General features: G+C 63.1%; 16 protein-coding genes and 1 pseudogene. 4 read left to right on the plus strand and 13 right to left on the minus strand.

Going from position 1 to position 22,170, the window contains the following annotated elements; all coding sequences use genetic code 11:
* Window positions 1-4: 4 nt before the first annotated feature.
* The 6 genes from AC2VNO_RS19065 to AC2VNO_RS19090 all read right to left on the minus strand — a co-directional run bounded on the left by AC2VNO_RS19065 (window position 5) and on the right by AC2VNO_RS19090 (window position 9,023).
* Window positions 5-1,108, minus strand: a complete 1,104-nt coding sequence (locus AC2VNO_RS19065; protein ID WP_486935605.1) for an acyl-CoA dehydrogenase family protein — start codon at window positions 1,106-1,108, stop codon at window positions 5-7.
* Between the two features lie 9 nt (window positions 1,109-1,117).
* Window positions 1,118-2,311: an acyl-CoA dehydrogenase family protein gene (locus AC2VNO_RS19070; protein WP_486935606.1), complete on the minus strand. Its 1,194-nt coding sequence runs from the start codon at window positions 2,309-2,311 to the stop codon at window positions 1,118-1,120.
* Complete coding sequence (locus tag AC2VNO_RS19075; RefSeq protein WP_486935607.1) at window positions 2,308-3,732, minus strand: enoyl-CoA hydratase/isomerase family protein; 1,425 nt, start codon at window positions 3,730-3,732, stop codon at window positions 2,308-2,310. The genes AC2VNO_RS19070 and AC2VNO_RS19075 overlap by 4 nt, the downstream gene beginning before the upstream one ends.
* Before the next feature lie 55 nt (window positions 3,733-3,787).
* Complete coding sequence (locus tag AC2VNO_RS19080) at window positions 3,788-5,812, minus strand: TRAP transporter permease (RefSeq protein ID WP_486935608.1); 2,025 nt, start codon at window positions 5,810-5,812, stop codon at window positions 3,788-3,790.
* A gap of 65 nt (window positions 5,813-5,877) precedes the next feature.
* A complete protein-coding gene (locus AC2VNO_RS19085; protein ID WP_486935609.1) occupies window positions 5,878-7,038 on the minus strand; it encodes a TAXI family TRAP transporter solute-binding subunit in 1,161 nt (386 codons plus the stop codon).
* A 272-nt stretch (window positions 7,039-7,310) separates the two neighbouring features.
* Window positions 7,311-9,023, minus strand: a complete 1,713-nt coding sequence (locus tag AC2VNO_RS19090) for a SulP family inorganic anion transporter (RefSeq protein ID WP_486935610.1) — start codon at window positions 9,021-9,023, stop codon at window positions 7,311-7,313.
* Window positions 9,024-9,154: 131 nt separating this feature from the next.
* Here AC2VNO_RS19090 and AC2VNO_RS19095 point away from each other — a divergent pair, with 131 nt between their 5' ends.
* Both AC2VNO_RS19095 and AC2VNO_RS19100 read left to right on the plus strand, forming a co-directional pair.
* Window positions 9,155-10,429 carry an O-acetylhomoserine aminocarboxypropyltransferase/cysteine synthase family protein gene (locus AC2VNO_RS19095; RefSeq protein ID WP_486935611.1) on the plus strand — a complete coding sequence of 425 codons (1,275 nt, stop codon included), beginning with the start codon at window positions 9,155-9,157 and terminating at the stop codon, window positions 10,427-10,429.
* Between the two features lie 187 nt (window positions 10,430-10,616).
* Window positions 10,617-12,206 carry a methyl-accepting chemotaxis protein gene (locus tag AC2VNO_RS19100; protein ID WP_486935612.1) on the plus strand — a complete coding sequence of 530 codons (1,590 nt, stop codon included), beginning with the start codon at window positions 10,617-10,619 and terminating at the stop codon, window positions 12,204-12,206.
* Between the two features lie 27 nt (window positions 12,207-12,233).
* Here the strand turns inward: AC2VNO_RS19100 and AC2VNO_RS19105 are convergent, their stop codons facing one another.
* The gene (locus AC2VNO_RS19105; RefSeq protein ID WP_486935613.1) at window positions 12,234-13,382 is read right to left on the minus strand and encodes an NAD(P)/FAD-dependent oxidoreductase; all 1,149 of its coding nucleotides are present in this window, start codon (window positions 13,380-13,382) and stop codon (window positions 12,234-12,236) included.
* A 4-nt stretch (window positions 13,383-13,386) separates the two neighbouring features.
* Entirely contained in the window at window positions 13,387-14,325 is a 939-nt protein-coding gene (rarD, locus tag AC2VNO_RS19110; protein ID WP_486935614.1) for an EamA family transporter RarD, read from the minus strand.
* A 168-nt stretch (window positions 14,326-14,493) separates the two neighbouring features.
* On the opposite strand from rarD, the gene AC2VNO_RS19115 reads away from it, so the two are divergent.
* Together AC2VNO_RS19115 and AC2VNO_RS19120 are read left to right on the plus strand one after the other, a co-directional pair.
* Complete coding sequence (locus AC2VNO_RS19115) at window positions 14,494-15,309, plus strand: amidohydrolase (protein ID WP_486935615.1); 816 nt, start codon at window positions 14,494-14,496, stop codon at window positions 15,307-15,309.
* Window positions 15,309-16,010 (plus strand): pseudouridine synthase, encoded by a 702-nt coding sequence (locus tag AC2VNO_RS19120; protein WP_486935616.1) that lies wholly within the window; start codon window positions 15,309-15,311, stop codon window positions 16,008-16,010. The genes AC2VNO_RS19115 and AC2VNO_RS19120 overlap by 1 nt, the downstream gene beginning before the upstream one ends.
* On the opposite strand, the gene AC2VNO_RS19125 is transcribed toward AC2VNO_RS19120, so the two are convergent.
* The 5 genes and pseudogenes from AC2VNO_RS19125 to AC2VNO_RS19145 form a co-directional block, all read right to left on the minus strand.
* A complete protein-coding gene (locus AC2VNO_RS19125; RefSeq protein ID WP_486935617.1) occupies window positions 16,011-17,771 on the minus strand; it encodes a GGDEF domain-containing protein in 1,761 nt (586 codons plus the stop codon).
* A 137-nt stretch (window positions 17,772-17,908) separates the two neighbouring features.
* Window positions 17,909-19,501, minus strand: a complete 1,593-nt coding sequence (locus AC2VNO_RS19130) for an ABC transporter ATP-binding protein (RefSeq protein ID WP_486935618.1) — start codon at window positions 19,499-19,501, stop codon at window positions 17,909-17,911.
* Entirely contained in the window at window positions 19,494-20,579 is a 1,086-nt protein-coding gene (locus AC2VNO_RS19135) for an ABC transporter permease (protein ID WP_228575429.1), read from the minus strand. The genes AC2VNO_RS19130 and AC2VNO_RS19135 overlap by 8 nt, the downstream gene beginning before the upstream one ends.
* A 4-nt stretch (window positions 20,580-20,583) precedes the next feature.
* On the minus strand, window positions 20,584-21,657 hold the full coding sequence (locus tag AC2VNO_RS19140; RefSeq protein WP_486935619.1) for a microcin C ABC transporter permease YejB: 1,074 nt from the start codon (window positions 21,655-21,657) through the stop codon (window positions 20,584-20,586).
* Between the two features lie 34 nt (window positions 21,658-21,691).
* Window positions 21,692-22,170: pseudogene (locus AC2VNO_RS19145) on the minus strand (ABC transporter substrate-binding protein); the annotation flags it as partial.

The raw sequence follows: 22,170 nt of genomic DNA on the forward strand, positions 1-22,170 counted from the left end.
AGGCTCAGGCTGCCGAGAGCCGATCGCTGATGAACTCCAGATGGTAATCCGTATCGCCCAGATGGTGGTCGAACATGATCAGATGCCTGGCATAGTGGGAGACCTGGCACTCCTCGGTCATGCCCATGGCACCGTGGAGCTGGATGGCCTGCTCGGCAACGAAGCGTGCCGCTTCGCCGCAGTAGGCCTTGGCCGCGGCGATTCGGTAATCGCGCTCATCGGCCGGACGCTCGAGGCTGGCAGCGGCGAGAATCGCCATCGAATGGGCTTGCTCCAGGTTCAGGTGCATGTCGACCATGCGGTGCTGCAGCACCTGAAAGCCAGCCAGCGGTGTGCCGAACTGGCGGCGCTCCTTCAGATAGGCCAACGTCTGCTCGCAGGCAACCCGCATGGCGCCCACCGCCTCGGCGCAGAGCGCGGCGCGACCCAGTGCCAAGGCAGCGTCGAGAGCTTCAGTAGCGTCTTCACCCAGTCGTGCATCGTTTGGCAAGGCGACCCCTTCGAGGCTGATGTCGCAGGCAACCTGACCGTCGAGGGTGGCATAGTCTCGACGCTCGACCCCGTTACTTGCCTCGGGCACGATGAAGACGCCGAGCGTGCCGTCGTCGACCCGTGCAGTGACGAGGATCGCCTCTGCCGAACCTGCTCCCAGGACGAGCTGCTTGGCCCCCTCGAGCAGCCAGCCGTCCGCCTGTCGTTTGGCATGCGTGGTAACGCCATGGGCGTCGTAGCGGACGGCGGTTTCCTGCCAGGCCAGTGCCAGGCGGTGCTCGCCGACCATCAGAGGCGCCAGCCAGCGCTCGCGCTGCGCCGGGTTCGCCAGGCGGGCGAGCAGGGTACCGGGCAGCAGCAGCCCGGCCACGTAGGGCTCGTGCACCAGGCCTCTGCCCAGTGCCTGCATGACGATCATTACGTCGATGCCGCTGCCACCCAGGCCACCGTCCTCTTCGTCAAATGGCAGCTGCAGCAGGCCCAGCTCGGCAAAGGTTTGCCAGAGCGCCGAAGGCGCCGTCTGGGTAGCGGCACTCCCGTCCCACTCGCGGTCGGCAACCAGGCGCTCAAGGGTGTCGGCGAGCATGCGCTGCTCGTCACTGTAGGTGAAGTCCATGGCGGTTCCTTACATGCCGAGTAGGGTCTTGGCGACGATACTCTTCTGTATCTCGTTGCTGCCGCCGTAGATGGAGAGCTTGCGACGATTGAAATACTGGGCGCCGACAGCCGCATGCTCCGCATGCTCGGGCTCCAGCGTTTCGTCGCCGTAGAGAAACTCGGGAAAGAAGGGCAGCGCAGCCGGCCCCAGAGCGCGCCGGGTCAGCTCGCTGAGCTCCTGTCTCAGCTCCGAGCCTCGCACCTTGAGCAGCGAGCTCTCGGCACCCGGTGCACCGCCGTCGCGGGCGGCGGCAAGTACGCGCAAATGCGTGACTTCCAGTGCCATCAGCTCGACTTCGGCCTTGACCACCCGCTGGCGGAAGCTCGCCAGTTCGAGCAGCGGGCGGCCGCGATGCTGGACCCGTCCGGCCAGTGCCTTTAGGTGGCGCAGCGCCTGCTTGGCGTGGCCAACACCGGCAATGCCGGTGCGCTCATGCGTGAGCAGGAACTTGGCGCAGGTCCAGCCCTGACCCTCCTCGCCGATGCGGTTGGTTACCGGCACACGCACTTCATCGAGGAACACCTCGTTGACCTCATGGGCGCCGTCCAGCGTGACGATGGGCCGCACGCTGATGCCGGGGCTGTGCATGTCGATCAGCAGGAAACTGATGCCGGCCTGCTTCTTGGCCTCGGGGTCGGTGCGTACCAGGCAGAACATCATATTGGCGTGCTGACCCAGGGTGGTCCAGGTCTTCTGGCCGCTGACGACATACTCGTCGCCATCGCGCACGGCGCGGGTGCGCAGGCTGGCCAGGTCCGAGCCGGCACCGGGTTCGGAGTAGCCCTGGCACCACCAGTCCTGGTTGGTGAGGATACGCGGCAGGTAGTGGCGCTTCTGGGCCTCGCTGCCGAATGCCATGATCACCGGGGCTACCATGCTGACGCCAAATGGCACGATGGACGGCGCATGAGCCGCTGCGCACTCCTCATCGAAGATATGCCGCTCCACCGGTCCCCAACCCGTGCCGCCATGCTCCTGCGGCCAGCCGACACCAAGCCAGCCGCGGAGACTGAGAGCATTCTGCCAGCGCAGGTGGTCGTCGGCGGAGAGGCGTCGCCCGAGGCGTACGCGTTCGCGAATGTCGTCGGGCAATTCGGTAGCCAGGAAGTCGCGCACTTGCTGACGAAACGCCTGCTCCTGCGGCGTGAAATCGAGATTCATGAGCCGTGCTCCGCGCTGGACTGACTTGCCTGCCGGTGGGGGCCGCCAAGATGGCGCGGATAGTCCAGCGCCTCGATGGCGAGCAGATCGATGTCGCTCGTGCGGTAGGCCCAGCCGCGCTCGGCCAGCGTCATGCTGGCCGCCTCCATGGCCCCCCGTGGGTCGGCGGGATCGTTGCCTGCCGCCTTGGCCAGCGTTGCCAGCAGGCTGCCCTGGCGACTCACGACGATAGTCAGGCGTAACGCCTTCAGTGCGTTGGCTGCGGCCTGCTGCTGCTCGGCGTCGGCGTGCAGGGCGACCAGTTCCGCCATGCCGGTCGCGGCTGCGACCAACGCCAGGTCGGCATCGACGGCGGTGAGGTCTTCTGCCGCCTCGGGTGATAGCAGAACGATGCTCAGGCACTGACTCGGACATACCGTGTCAGCACCGGCGGCGATCAGACACGCCTGAGTGGCCTCGGCGGGACGGTCGACGAGTTCGATGCCGGCACGTTCGGCCTTGCCACGCATATGCTCGAACAGCGGGTGCTCGCCCAGCAGAGCGATGTGCTCGAGAGTCGGCGGTTCACCGGCGTCGGGCACCCGGTGCGGTGCGCGAGCGGCGAAGAAAGCGTGGATCAGCCCGGCACGCTGGGGCGAATCCATACAGGCGAAGAACAGCTCGCGCTCACGGTGCAGGCCATCGGCCAAGCTGCCTTCACTGCTGAAGGCAATCGCTTCGACACAGCGGAAGGGGGAGTAGAGTTCGGGAACCTCTGCCTCTAGGCTGGCGCGGTAGCGCTCGATGGCCTCGGGATTTGCAGCCGGGGGCGCCAGGTCGCCGGTGACACGCGGCGTCAAACTACCTGCCAGGACGTCACGCGCCGCCGCCAGTCCCGCCTCGAGCGGGTCGTCAGCGTCCACCACCGCGTCGACGATACCCAGGGCGAGTGCCTCGTCGGCATCGGCAAAGCGGCCGCTGGTGATCAGGTCGAGGGCCGCCTCGATGCCGCTCAGCCGTGGCAGACGCTGAGTGCCACCAGCGCCCGGCAGCAGGCCGAGCTTGACCTCGGGAAGTCCCACCCTGGTGCCTGGCAAGGCCACACGCACTTGGCAGCCCAGCGCCACCTCGAGCCCGCCGCCTAACGCGGTGCCATGCAGGGAGGCGACGATGGGCGTGGTGCCGGCTTCGAATGCTTCGATCACTTGCGGCAGGATCGGCGCCTGAGGGGGTTTGCCGAACTCGCGAATGTCGGCGCCGGCTATGAAGGTACGGCCGTGTGCCACCAGCACCAATACCCGCACCTCGCGATCCGCATTGCCCCGCGCCACCGCATCCAGCAGGCCCTGGCGTACGGCTTGGCTCAGGGCGTTGACCGGGGAGTTGTCGATCGTGATCACGCCGATATCGTCGTAACGCTGATAAGTGACCGGAGTCGTCATGGCGTGGTGCTCCCTGTGTCGGCAAAGGGCGGATAGAAGTAGCGCATACGATAGCTCATGAGTCGATGGGGGGTGGCAGCGTCACTTGACGAGGCCGCGCCATGCGCTGGCTCCAACGCGCCAGTAGTACGGCAGGAACCAGGGCGGCGAGGGCGAGGGTGAACAGCTCGAGCTGGCTGAGCGGTACCATGCCGCCTCCGGGCAGGGCGAACAGCAGTCCGGCTACCAGCACCAGGCCGCGGGTGAGCGTTTCGGCAACGACCCCGACGCCGAGCCGGCCAACGCCGATCAGGTAGCCCTGCATGGCGGAAGCGAACAGCACGATACCTATCAACGCTTGAATGAAGACGAGGCCGATCTGCAAGGGCTCACCCTGCATGATCAATGCAGGGTTGAGCACGAACAGGAAGGGAATGAAGTAGATCACGCTACCAAGGCGCATGGCCTGCAAGCCGGTCGCCATCGGTCGTGCACCGGCCACGGTGGCGGCGGCAAAGGCGCCCAGTGCCACCGGCGGGGTAATGAAGCTGAGCATGCCCCAGTAGAGGATGAACATGTGTACCGCCATGGGATCGAGCCCGCCACCCTGGATCAGGGCCGGCGCCAGGGCCACGGCAAGGAAGATATACGCCGCGGTGACGGTCATGCCGATGCCGAGCACGAAGCTGGTCAGCGCCCCCATGAGCAGCAGAAGCGGTACGCTGCCGCCGGCGATGTGGATGAAGTCGTTGGCGATGGTGCCGGATAGACCGGTCATCGACAGCGCACCGACCAGCATGCCGACGCCGGCAAGAATGGCGATCAACTCGGCGAACAGCTTGGCCGCCGATGAGAGCGACTCGCCCAGCTCACGCAGGCCCCAGCGGTTACGCCGCGAGAACTGGTTGAGCACCAGCAGCAGGGCGGTGGCGTAGAACGGTGCCACAGCCTCACGCTGCATCACCAGCAGCATCCACACCAGCAGGGCGAAGACGAAGATGAAATACCAGCCCTCCTTCAGCGTCTGCCACAGCGAGGGCAGCTCCGCGGCCGGGAGCCCCTTGATGTCATGGCGCGCGGCGTAGGCATCGATCTGAATGAAAAGGCCGAGGAAATAGAGGATGGAGGGAATGATCGCGGCCAGCGCCACGGCGGCGTAGGGCACATCGAGGAACATCGCCATGACGAAGGCGGTGGCCCCCATCACCGGTGGCATCAAAACACCGCCGGTGGAGGCACAGGCTTCCACACCGCCGGAGAACGACCGCCCCATGCCGATACGGCGCATGGCAGGAATCGACAATACGCCGGTTGTCAGCACGTTGCTGATCACGCTGCCGCTCATCGAACCCATCAGGCCGCTGGAGAAGATCGAGACCTTCGCCGGGCCGCCACGCACGTGCCCCAGCAGGGCGAATGCCAGGTTGATGAAGAAGCGCCCGCCGCCGCTCTTCTGCAAGACCACACCGAACACCAGAAAGCCGATCACCAGGCCGGCAAAGGCCTGCAGCGGCACTCCCATGATGCTTTCGGTGCTCATGGTGTGGTACATGGCCGTCTCCTCCAGGGTGGAGGGAAACGCCTGGATCGGGCCGGGCACGATGTCCGCGACCAGAGGATAGAGCGAGAACATCGATACGATGACGGCGATGGGCCAGCCCCCGGCGCGACGAGCCGCCTCCACGATCAGCAGCCACCAGGCATAGCTGGCCAGGATGGCGGTATCGGGAGCGGCGAAGGCCCAGCCGCGCTCGAGGATCGATTCGGCGTGGTAGACGAAATAGCCGCCAACGATCAGTGTCGCGAGGCTCAGCGCATAGTCGTACCAGGGTATGGGGCGGTGCTGCAGCGACGTCTTGATCGGCCAGAGCAAATAGACCAGTGGCAGTAGCAGCGCCACCACGGCGTAGTAGAACTGGGTCTCCAGCCCGGTGACGAAGCGCAGCCAGCCCAGGTTGAACAGATAGTCCAGGGTCATCAGCATCAGCGCTACGGTCACCGCGCCGGGTACCCAGCGAAGTGCTGCGGGTAGCTGGCGAATGTGGGTAACCTTTTCCTTCAGCTGGCGCGTCGACTCGCTTTGGGCGGTGGGGGTCGTCATGATGGCGTCCGTGAATCGAAGAGGGGGCGGCAAGGCCGCCCCAGGGTCAGGCTGAGAGGCTTAACTCATTCGAAGACAGGATCGAGCCCAGCATCGTTGAGCGCCTCGGCGCGGGCCTGCATCCAGGCATCGTGGAACTCGTCCTCATCGTCGGGGGCATCGGCAATGAAATCCTCCCAGGTGGCAATGAGCAGCTCCTGACGTTCCACCAGCGCTTCCTGGTGTGCCTGCATCTCGTCGGTCCAGACGCCGATTTCTTCGTAGTACCTCACGACCGCATCATGGAAAGGGACGACCCACTGGAGATCCTGGTACTCGAAGGCATAGCCTACGGCGCCGGGTGCCGAATCCTTGTAGTCGTCGTAGTTGTCCTGCAACGCCTTGATCAGGCCGTAAGCCACCTTGTCATCGAGATCCTGATTGGCGACCACTATCGGATAGGGATAGCTGGCGCTGGGTACGGGGTTGTCGGCGCTGACGTCACCCGCGCCGGCGGTCACCTCATGGGGACGGAAGTAGGGCGCCACCGCCATCATGCGCTCCCAGCCCTCCGCGTCGTCGGGATCCAGCACCGGCCAGCTGATGCCGCGGGGGCTGCTGGCGAGCTGCTGCGCGGGCGGGGTCACGGTGGTGGTGAAGGAGGCATCGGCATTGCCGGCGATGATCCCATCGAAGGAGCGAGCATAGCCGGGGAAATCCACACGCTCGACGTCATCCCAGGTCAACCCGCCGAAGGCCAGATAAGCCTCGGTGCCCTTGTTCAAGGCATCGTCGCCGCGGATATAGGCAATGCGCTTGCCGGCCAGGTCGGCTGGGGTTTCCACGTCCAGGTCGCCGGCTACGGCCAGAGACAGCCCGAACGAGGCAGTCGAGGTGGTGATCACGCGAATCGGCTGTGGGCCCCAGTCGCGGTTGGCGAACATCATGACCCCTTCAGCACCGTAGTAGCTGGCGATGCCGCAGGCACACAGATCGACCCGTCCCTGCTTCAGGGGCGTCATGCGCGAGACATCGTTGTCGCCGGGCAGGATGCGCACCGAGGTGCCGTAGTGGTTCTGCAGCATGTTGCCGATGGCGACGGCCTGGGCATAACCACTGGAATTGGTGCCATAGGCGGTCCAGGCCATGGTGCGTGGAAGTTCGACCTCTTCGGCCTGGGCCACACCGGTAACGAGCAGCGAGAGAGGAAGTGCGACGAGGGCGAGTGGGCGGGACAGCTGGCGCATAGGAAACTCCTGTGCTGTGAGTGGTTATTGTTTTGCTGTGCGGTATTTGATTCCGAAACTGACACCGATACTAGGAAGCCGTCGGTCCGGTGTCAACGAAAGGGCATGCGTCATTCCATCCGCTACTTCCGCCACGCGAAACACCCCTGTGGATGACTTTTAAAGGGCTGAAGAAATAAGGAGTTGCCGGTGCTGTGGCGGAAATCGATCGAGAGATTGTTAGACCAAGGTTGAATGGGGCTGGTGGGGCAATTGCCTGTTCGCAGGCCGGGTCATTGGGAGGGGCGCGACAATTCGCGCCAGGCGGCAAAGGTGCTGAGAAAGACTCGGCCCGTCATGTCGTCGAGGAAATCGCTGCACTTCAGCCGGTCCATGACAGGTCCTTTCACCTCGGCCAGGTGCAGGGTCACGCGGGAATCCTTGAGACGTGCGTTGATGGCATCCAGGCTCTCCAGCGCCGAGGCGTCGACCAGATTGACCGCCGAACAGATCAGGACCACGTGTTCGAGTTCGGGCCGGGAGGCAACCAGGTCATAAACGGTATCCTCCAGATAGCGCGCATTGGCAAAGTAGAGGCTCTCGTCGATTCGCAACAGTGCCACGTGGCTGACCGTCTCGGTTTCGTGGCGTTCCACGTTACGAAAGTGTTCGCTACCGGGGATGCGGCCTACCAGTGCGCTATGCGGCCGGCTGGTGCGATAGAGAAACAAGCCGATGGAAATGGTGACGCCGCTGATGATTCCTGCTTCGACGCCTTCCACCAGTGTCAGCAGAATGGTTGCCGCCATGGCAGTGAAATCGCTGCGTGAGTAGCGCCAGGTCTGGCGGATCAATGGAATGTCGATCAGGGTCAGGATCGATACGGTGATGGTTGCCGCGAGTGTGGCGATGGGCAGGTGGGCCAGGGCAGGGGTGAAAAAAAGCGTCACGACGCCGATGCCGATGGCAGCGAACAAGCCCGCCAGAGGCGTCTGCGCGCCGGCGTCATGGTTGATGACAGTGCGTGTCAGGCCGCCGCTCACCGGCATGCCCGAGGTGACGGCGGCGGCGATGTTGGCCCCGCCCAAGCCGACCAGCTCCTGATTGGGCGATATCCTCTCGCGGCGTCGCGCGGCCAGCATCTGGCCCATGGAGACGGATTCGACGAAGCCAACCACGCTGATCAACAGCGCCGGTATCAGCAGCGCCTGCCACAGGATGAGGTCGAATCCGGGAAGGCTTAGCGGTGGCAGGCCCTGAGGAATGTCGCCAATCACGGCGACCCCCGCTTCGGCGAGCCGGAAGTGCCAGGTCGCAAGCGTGGTGACGAGCACGGCGAAAACGGGGCCTGCGCGAGTGAGCAGGTCGGCCAGAGGCTGGGAAAGGCCGATGCGGCGCAGGGTGATGCGACCGTACTGACGCATGAGCAGCAGAAACGTCAGGCTTCCAACGCCGATGGCCAGCGTCGGCAGATGCAGCGTGGATAGACCCTGGGCGAGTTCCACCAGCCTTGGCAAGAGTTGCTGTGCGGTGAGCTCGATACCGATCAAATGGCCGATCTGACTCGCGGCAATGAGGATGCCCGAAGCTGCGAGAAAGCCTGCGATTACCGGGTGGCTGAGAAAGTTGGCCACGAAACCCATGCGCAGCAGCCCCATCAGCAGCAGCATCACGCCCGAGAGCAGCGAAAGGACCAGCGCCGCCTGCAGATAGTCGGGCGTGCCTGGCGTGGCAACTCCGGAAAGGGCTGCCCCGGTCATCAGGGCAACTATCGCCACCGGCCCCACTGCCAGCGTTCGGCTGGTGCCCAGCAGGACATAGGCCAGAGCCGGCAACAGGCTGGCGTAAAGGCCGACCACGGCGGGCAGGCCCGCCAGCACGGCGTAGGCCAGCGACTGGGGTATGACCATGACGGTGACGATCGTTCCAGCCAGCAGATCGGCTGCCCCCAGCCGACGGTTGTAGTGTGGCAGCCAGGTCAGGATCGGCAGATAGCGTTTGAGCATCCCCGTCTCTTTTTCTGGGGTGGAGGGCACCAGACTAAACGATATTGGTACCAGGGTTCAGTCTTGGTTAGCATCGCTGAATATCCAAGTTCGCAACAAGACCCATAACGCTCGCGCAACCAGGACACGCCATGAAGCCCGAAACCATCGCCCTGCACCACGGTTACTCGCCAGACGATCAGCACGCCGTGGCGGTGCCGATACACCAGACCACCTCGTTCGCCTTCGACAGTGCCCAGCATGCGGCCGATCTGTTCGACCTCAAGGTCGAGGGCAACATCTACTCGCGCATCATGAACCCTACCTGCGCGGTGCTGGAGCAGCGTATCGCCGCACTGGAGGGTGGCATCGCCGGCTTGGCGGTCGCCTCCGGCATGGCGGCGATCACCTACGCGATTCAGACGATAGCCGAGGCCGGCGACAACATCGTCTCGATCAGCGAGCTCTACGGCGGCACCTATAACCTGTTCGCGCATACCTTGCCGCGGCAGGGGATCGAGGTGCGCTTTGCCAACAAGGACGATCTTACCGGCATCGAGTCGCTGATCGATGCGCGCACCAAGGCGGTGTTCTGCGAAAGCGTCGGCAATCCTTCCGGTAGCGTGGTCGACATGGCCCGGCTGGCCGAGGTCGCTCATCGCCATGGCGTGCCGGTGATCGTCGACAATACCGTGCCGACCCCTTTCCTGTGGCGGCCCATCGAACACGGGGCCGATATCGTCATTCACTCCGCGACCAAGTACATCGGCGGTCACGGCACCACCGTGGGCGGTGTCATCGTCGATTCGGGCAAGTTCCCCTGGGCCGACCATCCGCAGCGCTTTCCGCTGCTCAACGAACCGGACGTCTCCTACCACGGGGTCAGCTATACCCGCGACGTGGGCGAGGCGGCCTTCATTGCCCGCGCTCGGGTGGTGCCGTTGCGCAACATAGGGGCGGCACTCTCTGCGCAGGCTGCATGGAACCTGCTCCAGGGACTCGAAACCCTGTCGCTGCGCATCGAGCGGATATGTGCCAATGCACGTCAGGTGGCGGAGTATCTCGACAAGCACCCGGCGGTCAATTGGGTTCAATATGCCGGCTTGCCCAGCCACAAGGATCATGAACTGGCTCAGCGCTACATGAGCGGACACGCCTCGGGCATTCTCAGCTTCGGCATTCAGGGCGGGCGAGAGGCGGGGGCGCGCTTCTACGATGCCTTGGGCATGATTCTGCGGTTGGTCAACATCGGCGATGCCAAGACCTGTTCATCGATTCCTGCCTCGACCACACACAGGCAGCTCAACGATGACGAGCTGGTCGCCGCCGGCGTCTCGCCCGACATGGTGCGCCTGTCCATCGGTATCGAGCATATCGATGACATCATTGCCGATCTGGAACAGGCGCTGGCCGCCAGTCAGGCCTGACACACCGGGCCACTCCATCGGGGTGGCCCTTGCTTGGGAAAGCCGAAACGACCTCGAAGAGCGATTATCGGCCTATCCCTGCACTACTTGAGTCGTCCTTTCGTCTCTCAGGCCAAAGTGGTGATGCCAATACCACTTACATGGCGATAATCTCTTATGACATCCAATAACAAAGAGACGAGACGTCATGCGGATTCTGATGCTTCTGCTGGCCGTGCTTGCGCTTGCCGGCGGATTCTTTCTCGTCGGCCTTGGCGGTGCCGGCTGGGAGGCCTGGTCTGGCTTGGGGCTGGGCCTGTTGGCGGGCATATTGATGGCGTTGAGTGGGACCGTTGCGGTATATCGAGCCGGTGCGGAAGCGCTTGCCGAAGAGAGCCGCACCCTATTGCCCATTACCCGGGATTACCTCTCATTGCGCCGTATGGCACATGGCTTGATTCACCAGGCCAGTACCACGGCCATCGCCTCTGCCGAAGTCTCCCATCATGCCGATCGCATGGATCAGCGCCTGGAGCGCCAGGAACAGACGGTTCGTGAAGCTTCCTCGAGCATGGCCGCCATCACTTCGGCCATTCAGCAGGTCGCCGCGAGCGCAGCCAACGTAGCCACACTGGCCAGTCGGTCGCGAGATGCCAGCCATGTCAGTCGGGAATCCCTTGGGCAGGTGATCGAGGAGATGCAGGCCCTTGCCGAACGTTCCGAAGAAGCGCTCGAGCTGCTCAATGTGTTGAGCCAGAAGGCCGATAGCGTGCGCCACGTGACCTCCTTGATCGAGGAGATTGCCGAGCAGACCAATCTGCTCTCGTTGAACGCCTCCATCGAGGCTGCCCGGGCCGGTGAGCACGGCCGAGGCTTCGCCGTCGTGGCCGGCGAGGTGCGACAGCTCGCCGGTCGAACCGCCGATGCCACGCGCAACGTCGAGGCACTGGTGGCGGATATCGGGGACAGCAGCCATCGAGTGGTCGACACCATCGGGCATCTGATGCAGCGCGTCGGCGACCGAGCCCAGGAGATGGGCAAGGTGGGTGAGCAGCTCACCGAGATGACCGGCCATTTCGATCAGGTGGAAGGCGAGATTCGCTCCATCGCCGAGGCCATGGAAGACACCAATCAGCATTCACAGCGTGTGGCCGGAACACTAGCCACTCTGGAAGAGGATGCCGAGCAAGGCAATCGCGACATGCACGGCCTGGCCAGTCAGGCGCGAGCGCTGATGGCCGGGGCCGAAGGGGTCGATGCTGCCCTGGCTCAACAGCGGCTGGAGGGGCGTCACCAGCAGGTGTTCGAAGCGGCCCGGGAGGCGGCGGCACAGCTCGGCAAGCTGCTCGAGTCAGCGATAAGTCGTGGCGAACTCGACGAGCAGACTCTCTTCCATGCCAACTATATCCCGATACCGGGCACCAACCCCAGGCAATACGAGACTGACTTCGTCCATTACACCGACGAGCACTTCCCGCCCGTTCAGGAGCCTTTGCTCGAGCGGCTGGGCGTTGCCTACGCCATCGGTATCGATCGCCGCGGCTATATCCCGACCCATAACGCCAAGACCAGTCAGCCGCCTACCGGGGATTACGACCACGACCTCAAGTTCTGCCGTAACCGCAGGATCTACGAGGACACCACCGGGCAGCGCTGCGGTACGCACGAAGAAGTGCTGCTGCTGCAGACCTACAAACGCGACACCGGAGAAGTCATGCACGATCTTTCGGTGCCGATCTACGTGGCGGGTAAGCACTGGGGTGGGTTCCGCGTCGGCTACAAGCCGGAAACGGCCTGATACAGCCGTGGCGTCGGGGGATGGATGTCAGCGCCGGTAACGCTGCATGAAGCGCTCATCCAGCCGGCGCTTCCACAGCAGGCTGAGCCTCCCGGCCCACCATAAACGGCCGCGGATCGCCAGGCCGTTCCCTTGTCCCAGATCGAGAATGGTCAGCGCGCTGACCTGGGGCGTGTAACGATGCAACCCCTGCCCCTTTAGGCGGGCCGCAAGATTTGCCAGCAGCACCGGCGCCTGGCGAACCCCATAGACGCCGAGCCGGGGCAGGGGGTGATCGACCAGCGCTGCACAGTCCCCGGCTGCAAAAATGTCTTGATCGTCGACGCTCTGCAGCGTGTCGCCGATCGCGACTCCCCGCCCGGCAATGAGCTTCACCCCGAGGTGCTCCAGTACCGGCGGCGGAGCCAGGCCGCTGGCATGCACCACGTGCTGGCATTCGATCAGCTCAAGGTTCTCCTGACCCCGGGCGACAGGTTGCGCGGCAATCATCAATCCTTGTCGGTGATACGAAACGGCCCGCATGCCGCAGCGCACCTGGATGTCGAGTCGATGTAAATGACCGGCAATCCAGTGCCGCGCTCCTTGGGGCGCCCCATCGAGCAGCGTATTTCCCCGGGTGACCAGGGTGATCGACGTTCTTGCCGCGTGTTTCTCGGCAAGCGCACGCAGATTGCAGGCCAGCTCCACGCCGCTGGCGCCACCCCCTACGACGACCAGTGCTGGGCATTCGCCACGCCTGTAGGCCGTTTCCAGGCAGTGTCGCAACGCCACCAGTTGCTGAATCGGCTTGACGGCCCAGGCCCTCGGTCCTTCCGCAAGGGGGGTGAGCGTCGGTGCATAGGAGCCAAGGTTGAGCGAGACCAGGCCGTAAGGCAGCGAGCGGCCGTCCGCCAGGCAGACCAGACGCTGGGTGCGGTCGAGCCGGACCAGGCGCCCCCGCACATGATCGATCCCATGGTGCCGGGCTAGCCGCTTGGGGTCGATGCGATCCTCGCTGCTGTCATGGCTCCCGCCAAGCACGCCGGACGCCATGCCGGAGTACCAGAAACTCCCGGGATCGACGAGGGTGACCTTGGCCTCGGCCAGGCTGCCGATATGCCGTACCAGATGAAGGTGGGCGTGACCGGCGCCGATGAGCACGATACGAGGCGGCTCGATGTCCGACTCTCGCAGCATTGCGTCAAGCTCTCTCGCTCGTACCGCCAGCACCTGCCGGTGCCAGTGGAGAACGTGACCGTCCGTTCCATGCCGACCAGGAGTAGAGAGCGAGACTGGCCCAGATCAGGATGAAGGTTGCAAGCTGCACCAGGGATAGCGTCTCACGAAACACCAACAAGGCGATGAAGAATTGAATCGTCGGGTTCAGGTACATCAAAAAGCCCAGGGTGGTGAGGCGTAGCCGACGGGCGGCACCGGCGAAGGCCAGCAGCGGCAGCGCGGTAATCACACCGCTGGCCATCAGCAGAAGCGTTATGCGCTGACCGTCGAGGAAGTGCGAGAGGCCCGAGGCACTGAGCCAGGCCAGCGCCATCAGCCCCAGCGGGAGCAACAGCAGCGTCTCCACGAAAAGCCCCGAGAGCCCATCCAACGGTACCTGCTTGCGCAACAGGCCATAGGTGCCGAAGGAGAGCGCCAGCGTCAGGCTGATCCATGGCAGTTCCCCCAACAGCACGAGCTGGATGGCAATGGCCGCACCTGCCAGCAGCACGGCCAAGCGCTGAAGGCCGGCCATGGCCTCGCGCAGGACCAGCATGCCGAGCGCCACATTGACCAGAGGGGTAAGGAAATAGCCAAGGCTGGCCTGGAACACCTGTCGAGTCTCGACGGCGTAGATGTAAAGGCCCCAGTTGATGGCGATCAACAAGGCGCAGCCCAGCACTCGGCCCAAGCGTCGGGGCTCGGCCAGAGCCTTGCGAATCGGTCCCCAGCGCTTCAGTAGCGTCACCAGGCCGACCAGGAACAGGCATGACCAGATGATGCGATGAATCAGCACCTCGAAAGCGGGTATGCCGTCGAACAGGGCGAAGAAGAGTGGAAAGCAGCCCCACATGATATAGGCGGTCAGGCCGAAGCCGACGCCGCGGGTGGCTTCGCGATCGCTCGATGGGGAAAGGGCCATGCAGGGGTCTCGATGTCGGAAAGGTATAACTTAGCAGGCTATTCTTGGCATCACCACGATCATTCCCATCGGTAGCGCAAGGATTCATCAGGCTGACGACGCCGTTCGCCTGGGGTAGGCTGGAGGCACTAGACTGAACACGGGTGAGACGTGGCAAGGGGAGCCAGCATGAGCGATTTACGTACGACCCTGGTGCAGTGCGATCTGCGTTGGGAAGAGCCCGAAGCCAACTGCCGCTTGCTCGAAGAGCAGCTCGGTGGACTTGGCGGAGAGGAGACCGACCTGATCGTGTTGCCGGAGATGTTCTCCACCGGCTTCACCATGAATTCACGCGCGATGGCCGAGCCAATGGAGCAGAGCCGTGCCGTCGCATGGCTGAGCGAGCAGGCGGTCAAGCGCAACTGCGTCGTGACCGGCAGCGTGGCCATCGTCGAAGACGGCAACTACTACAACCGTCTGGTGTGGGCGCGGCCGGACGGCAGCCGGGTCACCTACGACAAGCGCCACCTGTTTCGCATGGCCGGTGAGCACGAACGCTATTCGATGGGCCACGACCGGGTCATCGTCACGCTCAAGGGGTTTCGTATTCTGCTCAGCGTCTGCTACGACCTGCGCTTCCCCGTCTGGCTTCGCCAGAGTCCCGCGCCAGGAGAGCACTTCGAGTACGATGCGCTGCTGTGCGTAGCCAACTGGCCGGCGCCGCGACGGCATCCCTGGCGCATTCTGCTACAGGCCCGTGCCATCGAAAACCTGTGCCCGGTGATCGGGGTCAACCGGGTAGGGCAGGATGCCAACGGCATGCACTATGCCGGCGACTCCATGCTCGTGGACTTCAAGGGTGAGGCGCTTATCGACGAGCCGCGAGATAGCGTCTTCATCAAGACCGCCACTCTCTCCAAGGCCGAGCTGGAAGCGTTTCGCGAGAAGTTTCCTGCATGGCGCGACGCCGATCACTTTTCGCTGGCCGATGGAGTCGGGTTCTGATGCGGCTGGATCGATTCCTTGCGGAAACTACCGAGCTGACGCGAAGCCTGGCCAAGAAGGCAATGCATCGTGGAGAGGTCACGGTCAACGGAGCGGTGGTAAAGCAGTCCGCCACTCACATCGCCAGCGACGATCGCGTTGAATGGGCAGGGCAACCCCTGGCCCTTGTGGGGCTGCGCTACGTGATGCTCCACAAGCCTGCGGACGTCGAATGCACTGCGCGCCGAGGGTTGTATCCCCGTGCCGTGGATCTCGTCGACCTGCCCAAGGCCGAGCGTCTGCAGCCAGTAGGGCGGCTCGATGTGGATACTACGGGCCTGGTACTGCTGACGGATGACGGACAGTGGGCGCATCGCGTCACCTCGCCACGCAAGCGCTGCGCCAAGGTATACCGGGCAACGCTGGCCGAGGCGCTACAGGGTGAGGCGTTGGCGGAAGCAGTGAGCCGCTTTGCAGAAGGCTTCATGCTCGAAGGCGAGGAAAAGCCGACGTTACCGGCGGAGCTCGTCATGCACGGCTCACATGACGCAGAGCTGACCCTTTATGAGGGGCGCTATCATCAGGTGAAGCGCATGTTCGCCGCCATCGGCAATCACGTCACTGCGCTGCACCGGGAGTCTATCGGTCCACTGTCGCTGGGCACTCTGGCCCTAGGTGAGTGGCGCGAGCTGAGCGTAGACGAGGTGGCTGCTTTCAGCTGATCAGCTGGCGGACGTGTAGGTTTCACTGCGGTCGCGTCCGAAGTGCTTGGCATGATAGAGCGCCATGTCTGCCAGGCGGAGCAATTCCAAAGGGTCGTCGGTGTGGCGCGGGTAACTGGCAATACCGCAGGAGAGAGTAACGCGACCGAGAGCATTGTCGCCATGCCGGAAACGTTGCCTGCGAAGGGAATCCAGCAGCCGCTCGACGGCCACCTTGGCCTCCACCTCCGATGCTGAAGGCATGAGAACGACGAACTCCTCGCCCCCCAGCCTGCAGATCACATCCGTTTCGCGAAAATGCTCGGTAATCAGCTGCGCCGTGGCGATCAGCACCGCGTCGCCGGCTTCATGGCCGTACTGGTCGTTGAACTGCTTGAAGTGATCGATATCGAGCATTGCCAGGGTCAGTGTCGATCCTCGCCGGGCAATGGCCGCCTCGTGGGTGAGAATTTCATCGAAGAAGCGCCGGTTCTTGAGTCCCGTCAATGTGTCCTGATAGGAAAAGGTGCGGAATCGTTCGACCATCTGCTGTAGCTCATGGGTACGCTCCGCCACCTGTTTCTCCAGTCGTGAGTTCAGCTCGATCAGTTCGCGCTGCGTGCGGGCGTAGTGGCGTAGAGAAATGGCTACGATGACGAGACTGAAGCCAAGTGCACCCAGGCTGACGGGGATGCGCCGCCACGGGAGCAGACCATGGGCAACTGCCATGTCGAACAGCAGCAACAAGCCGAACAAGCCATAGGCAGCGATGACAAGTCGCTGCTCGCCGCCGAGCTGGGCCAGATTGGCGACCAGTAAAGCGAACAGCGCGGGGAGGCTGAAGGCAAGCAACGCATCGTAGACGGGGAAGGTGCTGGAAAGGTTGACGGCACCGCCAAGCGCAAGGCCGATTGCCAGCACCAGGTAACCTAGATGGAAGTGCCAGAGACGCTTTATCCAGCGTTTCTTCCTGCCTGTGAACCAGGTCTCCAATAACACCCCTATCCCTACGGGGAGGGCATAGTAGCTGGCCGCAGCCAGATAGTCCCACACCAGTGGTTTGAAAAGCAGCAGCTGGCTGGCCTGGGTCTCCGCCAGGATCATGATCCCAGAGGCGCTGGAAAACAGAGCGATGCCGATGAAGGTACGCCGACGCTGTTGCACCAGGGCGAAGCCGAGCGCAAGCAGGGCAAGCAGCAGACAGAACGCGCTTATCGCCAGGTCGGCAGCGGAGCGCTTGAGAATCATCCCGAGCAGCTCGGGACGGTCCATCAGGCGTACTTCACCCCACAGGCCGATATCTGTGTAGTTGGAATAGACGCGGAAGGTGAGTTGGCGGCCGGCAAAATCCTCAGGCAGGCTGATCATGTGCCACGGCCAACCGATGAAGGCCCCTTCGCCGCGCTCATCGAAGCTGCCGTACTGGTAGATCTGCGTATCGTCCAGATAGGCTTGGGCGATCAAATCGATACTGTAGATGTACAGCACCGGGTCGCGCCATTCGCCGGGCGGTAGAGTGATCCTGAACCAGGCATGACGCATACCGTTGCGTCCCGGAGGATTGGAGGGAAAATCGATGGCTTGCCAAACGCCTTCGGTGGCCGGTTCGACAAGCCATTCAGGTGTGCCATCCGCCAGGAAGGGCGAGTCTCCCCAGCGGTACTCCCACCCCGTATCGAGGTCCAGCGGGGGCACCGAGGCGATGGTGACAGGGGGAAGCATGAGCAGCACCAGGCTCAGCAGTGCTGCGATTGGCCACGGCAGCAAGGCAAGGCGACACATGGCGGCGATTCCTGGCAGTGGAAGCTCATTATCTCATGACTTCCTAACAGCTGGGTTCAACGAAGCATGCGATTACTTATACCGTTATCTACCATTGCTGTCGTAATCGAGAAAGCCTGGCCGGAATCGTCAGTCACTTAGGCCTGTGGCGCCAAGCCGGCCGCTTTGACCAGAGCGCGAGTATAGTCGCTAGCAGGATCTGCCAGCAGTGCCAGGCACTCTCCCTGTTCAACCAACTCCCCATCCTTGAGGACCAGCACCCGGTGGGCCATAGCACGCACGACTGCAAGGTCATGACTGATGAAGAGGAAGCTCAGGCCGCGTCGCACTTGCAAGTCGCGTAACAGCTCGACGAGTTGTTTCTGCACGGTGCGATCCAGTGCCGAGGTGGGCTCGTCGAGCACCACGAGGGCCGGTTCGAGGATCAGTGCCCGCGCCACGGCAATGCGCTGCCGCTGGCCGCCCGAGAATTCATGCGGATACCGTGAGGCACAGTCGCTCGGAAGGCCGACTTCCTGGATCGCTGCCCGTACACGCGCGAGTACTTCCTCTTCGGGTAGCTCCGGGTAGTGGAAGCGCAGACCCTCGCTGATGATATCGGATACCGGCATTCTCGGTGACAGCGAGCCATAGGGGTCCTGGAACACCACCTGGATACGCCGCCGCCGCTTGCGCAGCGCATTGCCGGTTAGAAGATCCAGACGTTCACCATCGAGCTCGATCTCGCCGCGGCTCTCGACCAGGCGCAGCAGTGCCATGGCCAGCGTGGTCTTGCCCGAGCCGGACTCCCCGACGATGCCGAGTGTCTCGCCCGGGGCCAGATGAAGATCGATCGGTCTCACCGCCTCGAAAGCGGGCGGACGTTTGGCAAACAACCGCTTCGGGCGCTGAAAGCTGACCGCAACGCCGCGTGCGTCGAGCAGGCGCTCTGTCGACGCCACAGGGGCAGGGCGGCCGGTAGGCTCGGCATCCAGCAACGTACGCGTATAGCTGCTGGCCGGCGATGTGAAGACGTCGCGAACAGGCCCCGTTTCCTGCTCCGTGCCGTCATACAGCACGCAGACTCGGTCCGCGTGACGTTTTACCAGGTTCAGATCGTGGGTAATGAAAAGCATGCCCATGCCATGACGATCGCGCAGCTCGGCAAGCAGCGCCAGAATCTCTTGCTGTACCGTGACATCGAGTGCCGTGGTCGGCTCGTCGGCAATCAGCAGCTCGGGGTCGTTGGCGATGGCCATGGCAATCATGACGCGCTGCCGTTGTCCCCCAGACAGCTGATGAGGCCAGGCATCGAGCAGTTCATCGGGTCGTGGCAGCTTGACCTGCTCCAGCAGCTTGCGCGTTCGCTCGCGTGCCGCTCGGCCCGAGAGACCTTGATGCAGGCGCAACGTTTCACCGATTTGCTTGGCCACCGTGTGCAGCGGATTGAGTGACGTCATTGGCTCCTGAAACACGAAGCCGACACGTCTGCCGCGAAGCCCTTGCCACTGACGTTTCTTCAGCGCGGCAAGGTCGGTGTCCCCCAGCCAGCGACCGCCGCTGACTTGGGCGTTTTCGGGCAGCAGATTCATGGCGCCGAGGGCAGAGATGGATTTGCCCGAGCCCGACTCCCCTACCAGGGCCAGGGTCTCGCCACGGTGAACCTCCAACGTCAGCTCTCTGAGCACCGGCTTGCCGTCGAAGGCAATGGATAGCTTGTCGAGACGCAGCAAGGGACGAGCTTCAGGCATTGGGTTGGGTCCTGGTCAACGGGGTGGCACTTGGTGCGAACCTGATGTGGCGGGGGTCGAAGGCGTCACGCAGGCCTTCACCGATGAACACCAGCAGGGACAGCATCAGCGACAGACTGACGAAGGCGGTGATGCCGAGCCAGGGGGCTTGCAGGTTGTTCTTGCCCTGTGCCACCAGCTCGCCCAGCGATGGCGAGCCCGGTGGCAAGCCGAAGCCGAGAAAGTCGAGCGCCGTCAGGGTCGTGATGGCACCGGTGAAGAGAAACGGCACGAACGTCAGGGTGGCCACCATGGCGTTGGGCAACACATGACGCCACATGATCAAGCGTGAAGGCAGCCCCATCGCCTTTGCCGCCCGAACGTACTCGAGGTTGCGCGCGCGCAGGAACTCGGCGCGTACGACATCCACCAGACCAAGCCAGGAAAACAGCAGCATGATGCCCAGCAACCACCAGAAACCGGGCTGCACCAGACTGGCCAGAATGATCAGCAGGAACAGCACCGGCAGGCCCGACCAGATCTCGGTCAGCCGCTGACCGATCAGGTCGGTCTTGCCACCGAAGTAACCCTGTATCCCGCCGATGATCACTCCCATCACCAGGGAGCCGGCGGTCAGCACCAGGGCAAAGAACACCGAAAGCCGGAAGCCGTAGATGACCCGGGCCAGAACGTCGCGTCCCTGGTCGTCGGTACCCAGCCAGTGCCGTGAGTCGGGTGGAGAGGGCGACGGCCGCATCATCTGCATGTCCAGTGTCTGGTAGGAGAAGGGAATCAATGGCCAGATCGCCCAGCCATTCTCCTCGATCTGCTGCTGAATGAATGGGTCGTGATAGTCGGTTCGAGTGGGTAAGAAGCCGCCGAACTCCGTCTCGGGATAGTCGACCAGCAGCGGCACGTACCACTGGCCGTCGTAGTTCATGACGATTGGCTTGTCATTGGCGATCAGCTCGGCCGTGAGGCTCACCACGAACAGGGCGAGAAAGATCCACAGCGAGATCCGGGCACGGCGATTCTGGCGAAAGACGTCGATACGACGCCGTGCAATGGGTGAGAGTCTGGAAGTGAAGGCAGTAGCCATTGGCTCAGGACTCCCTTGTCTCGAAATCAATGCGCGGATCCACCCAGACGTAAGTGAGGTCCGAGATGAGTTTAAGCACCAGCCCTATCAGGGTGTAGAGGAACAGCGTGCCGAAGATCACCGGGTAGTCGCGCTGCATCACCGCTTCGAAACCGAGCAGGCCGAGCCCCTCGAGCGAGAAGATCACCTCGATCAGCAGCGAGCCGGTGAAGAAAATCGTCACCAGCGCTCCTGGCAGCCCGGCGATGATGATCAGCATGGCATTGCGGAACACGTGCCCGTAAAGCGTGCGGCTGTCGCTCGCACCCTTGGCTCGTGCCGTCAGCACGTACTGCTTGTGAATCTCGTCGAGAAAGCTGTTCTTGGTCAGCATGGTCAAGGTGGCGAAGCTGCCGATGGTCAGCGCCGTCACCGGTAGTGTGATATGCCAGAAATAGTCCTTGATCTTGCCCCAGGCGGTGAGTTCGTCGAAGTCGGGCGAGGTCAGGCCGCGTAGCGGAAAGAGGTCCCAGTAGCTGCCGCCGGCGAACAGCACGATCAACAGGATGGCAAACAGGAACCCGGGGATGGCGTAGCCGACGATCACCAGCCCCGAGGTCCATACGTCGAATCGCGAGCCATGGTGGAGCGCCTTGCGTATGCCGAGCGGGATCGAGATGAGGTAGACCAGCAGCGTGGTCCACAGGCCCAACGAGATCGATACCGGCAGGCGCTCGATCATCAGTTCCACCACCGGTCGATCCCGGAAGAAGCTGTTGCCGAAATCGAAGGTGGCGTAGTCGCGCATCATCGTCAGGAAACGTATATGCGCCGGCTTGTCGAAGCCGAACTGCTGTTCGAGTTGTTCGATGAAACGTGGGTCGACCCCACGAGCGCCACGTGATTCGTCCTGTACCAGCACGTCGCCACCACCGGCATCGAGACGCGTGCTGGCCATGGCGTCCATGCCCTCGAAGCGGGCCAGCATCTGGTCGATCGGGCCGCCCGGGGCGGCCTGAACGATGATGAAATTTAGCAGCATGATACCGATCAGCGTCGGTATCATCAGCAGCAGACGGCGCAGGATGTAGCGGCTCACGTCAGATCATCCTTGTCGGTTGTCAATGGTCAGCCTAGCGACGCCGCAGGCGCCGGTTGATCTCGGCTTCACGATCGGTATCGACCCACCAGGCCGAGAGATCGAACCCGTAGGTGGGGAACGGCTCGGGATAACCGAACTTGTCCCAGACGGCGATGCGCGTTTCGCCGGAATGGTACTGGGGAATGGTGATGAAGCTCCATAGAAGCACCCGGTCCAGCGCCCGCGTAACGGTATTGAGCTCCTCGCGGCTGTCGGCCCGTATGAGCCGCTCCACCAGATCGTCGACCGCCGCACTTTCGAGCCCCATCAGGTTGCGGCTCTGGGGCGCGTGGGCGAATTCACTGGTCCAGTATTCGCGCTGCTCGTTGCCTGGATTGTTGGATTGCGGAAACTGACCTACCACGATATCGAAATCGAAGTTGCGCAACCGATTGAGGAACTGATTGATATCGACGATGCGCAGTCTTCCCTGGATACCGAGCCGCGACATGTTGCGCAGCATCGGTTGTA

This window comes from Halomonas sp. TH-94, assembly GCF_057473365.1.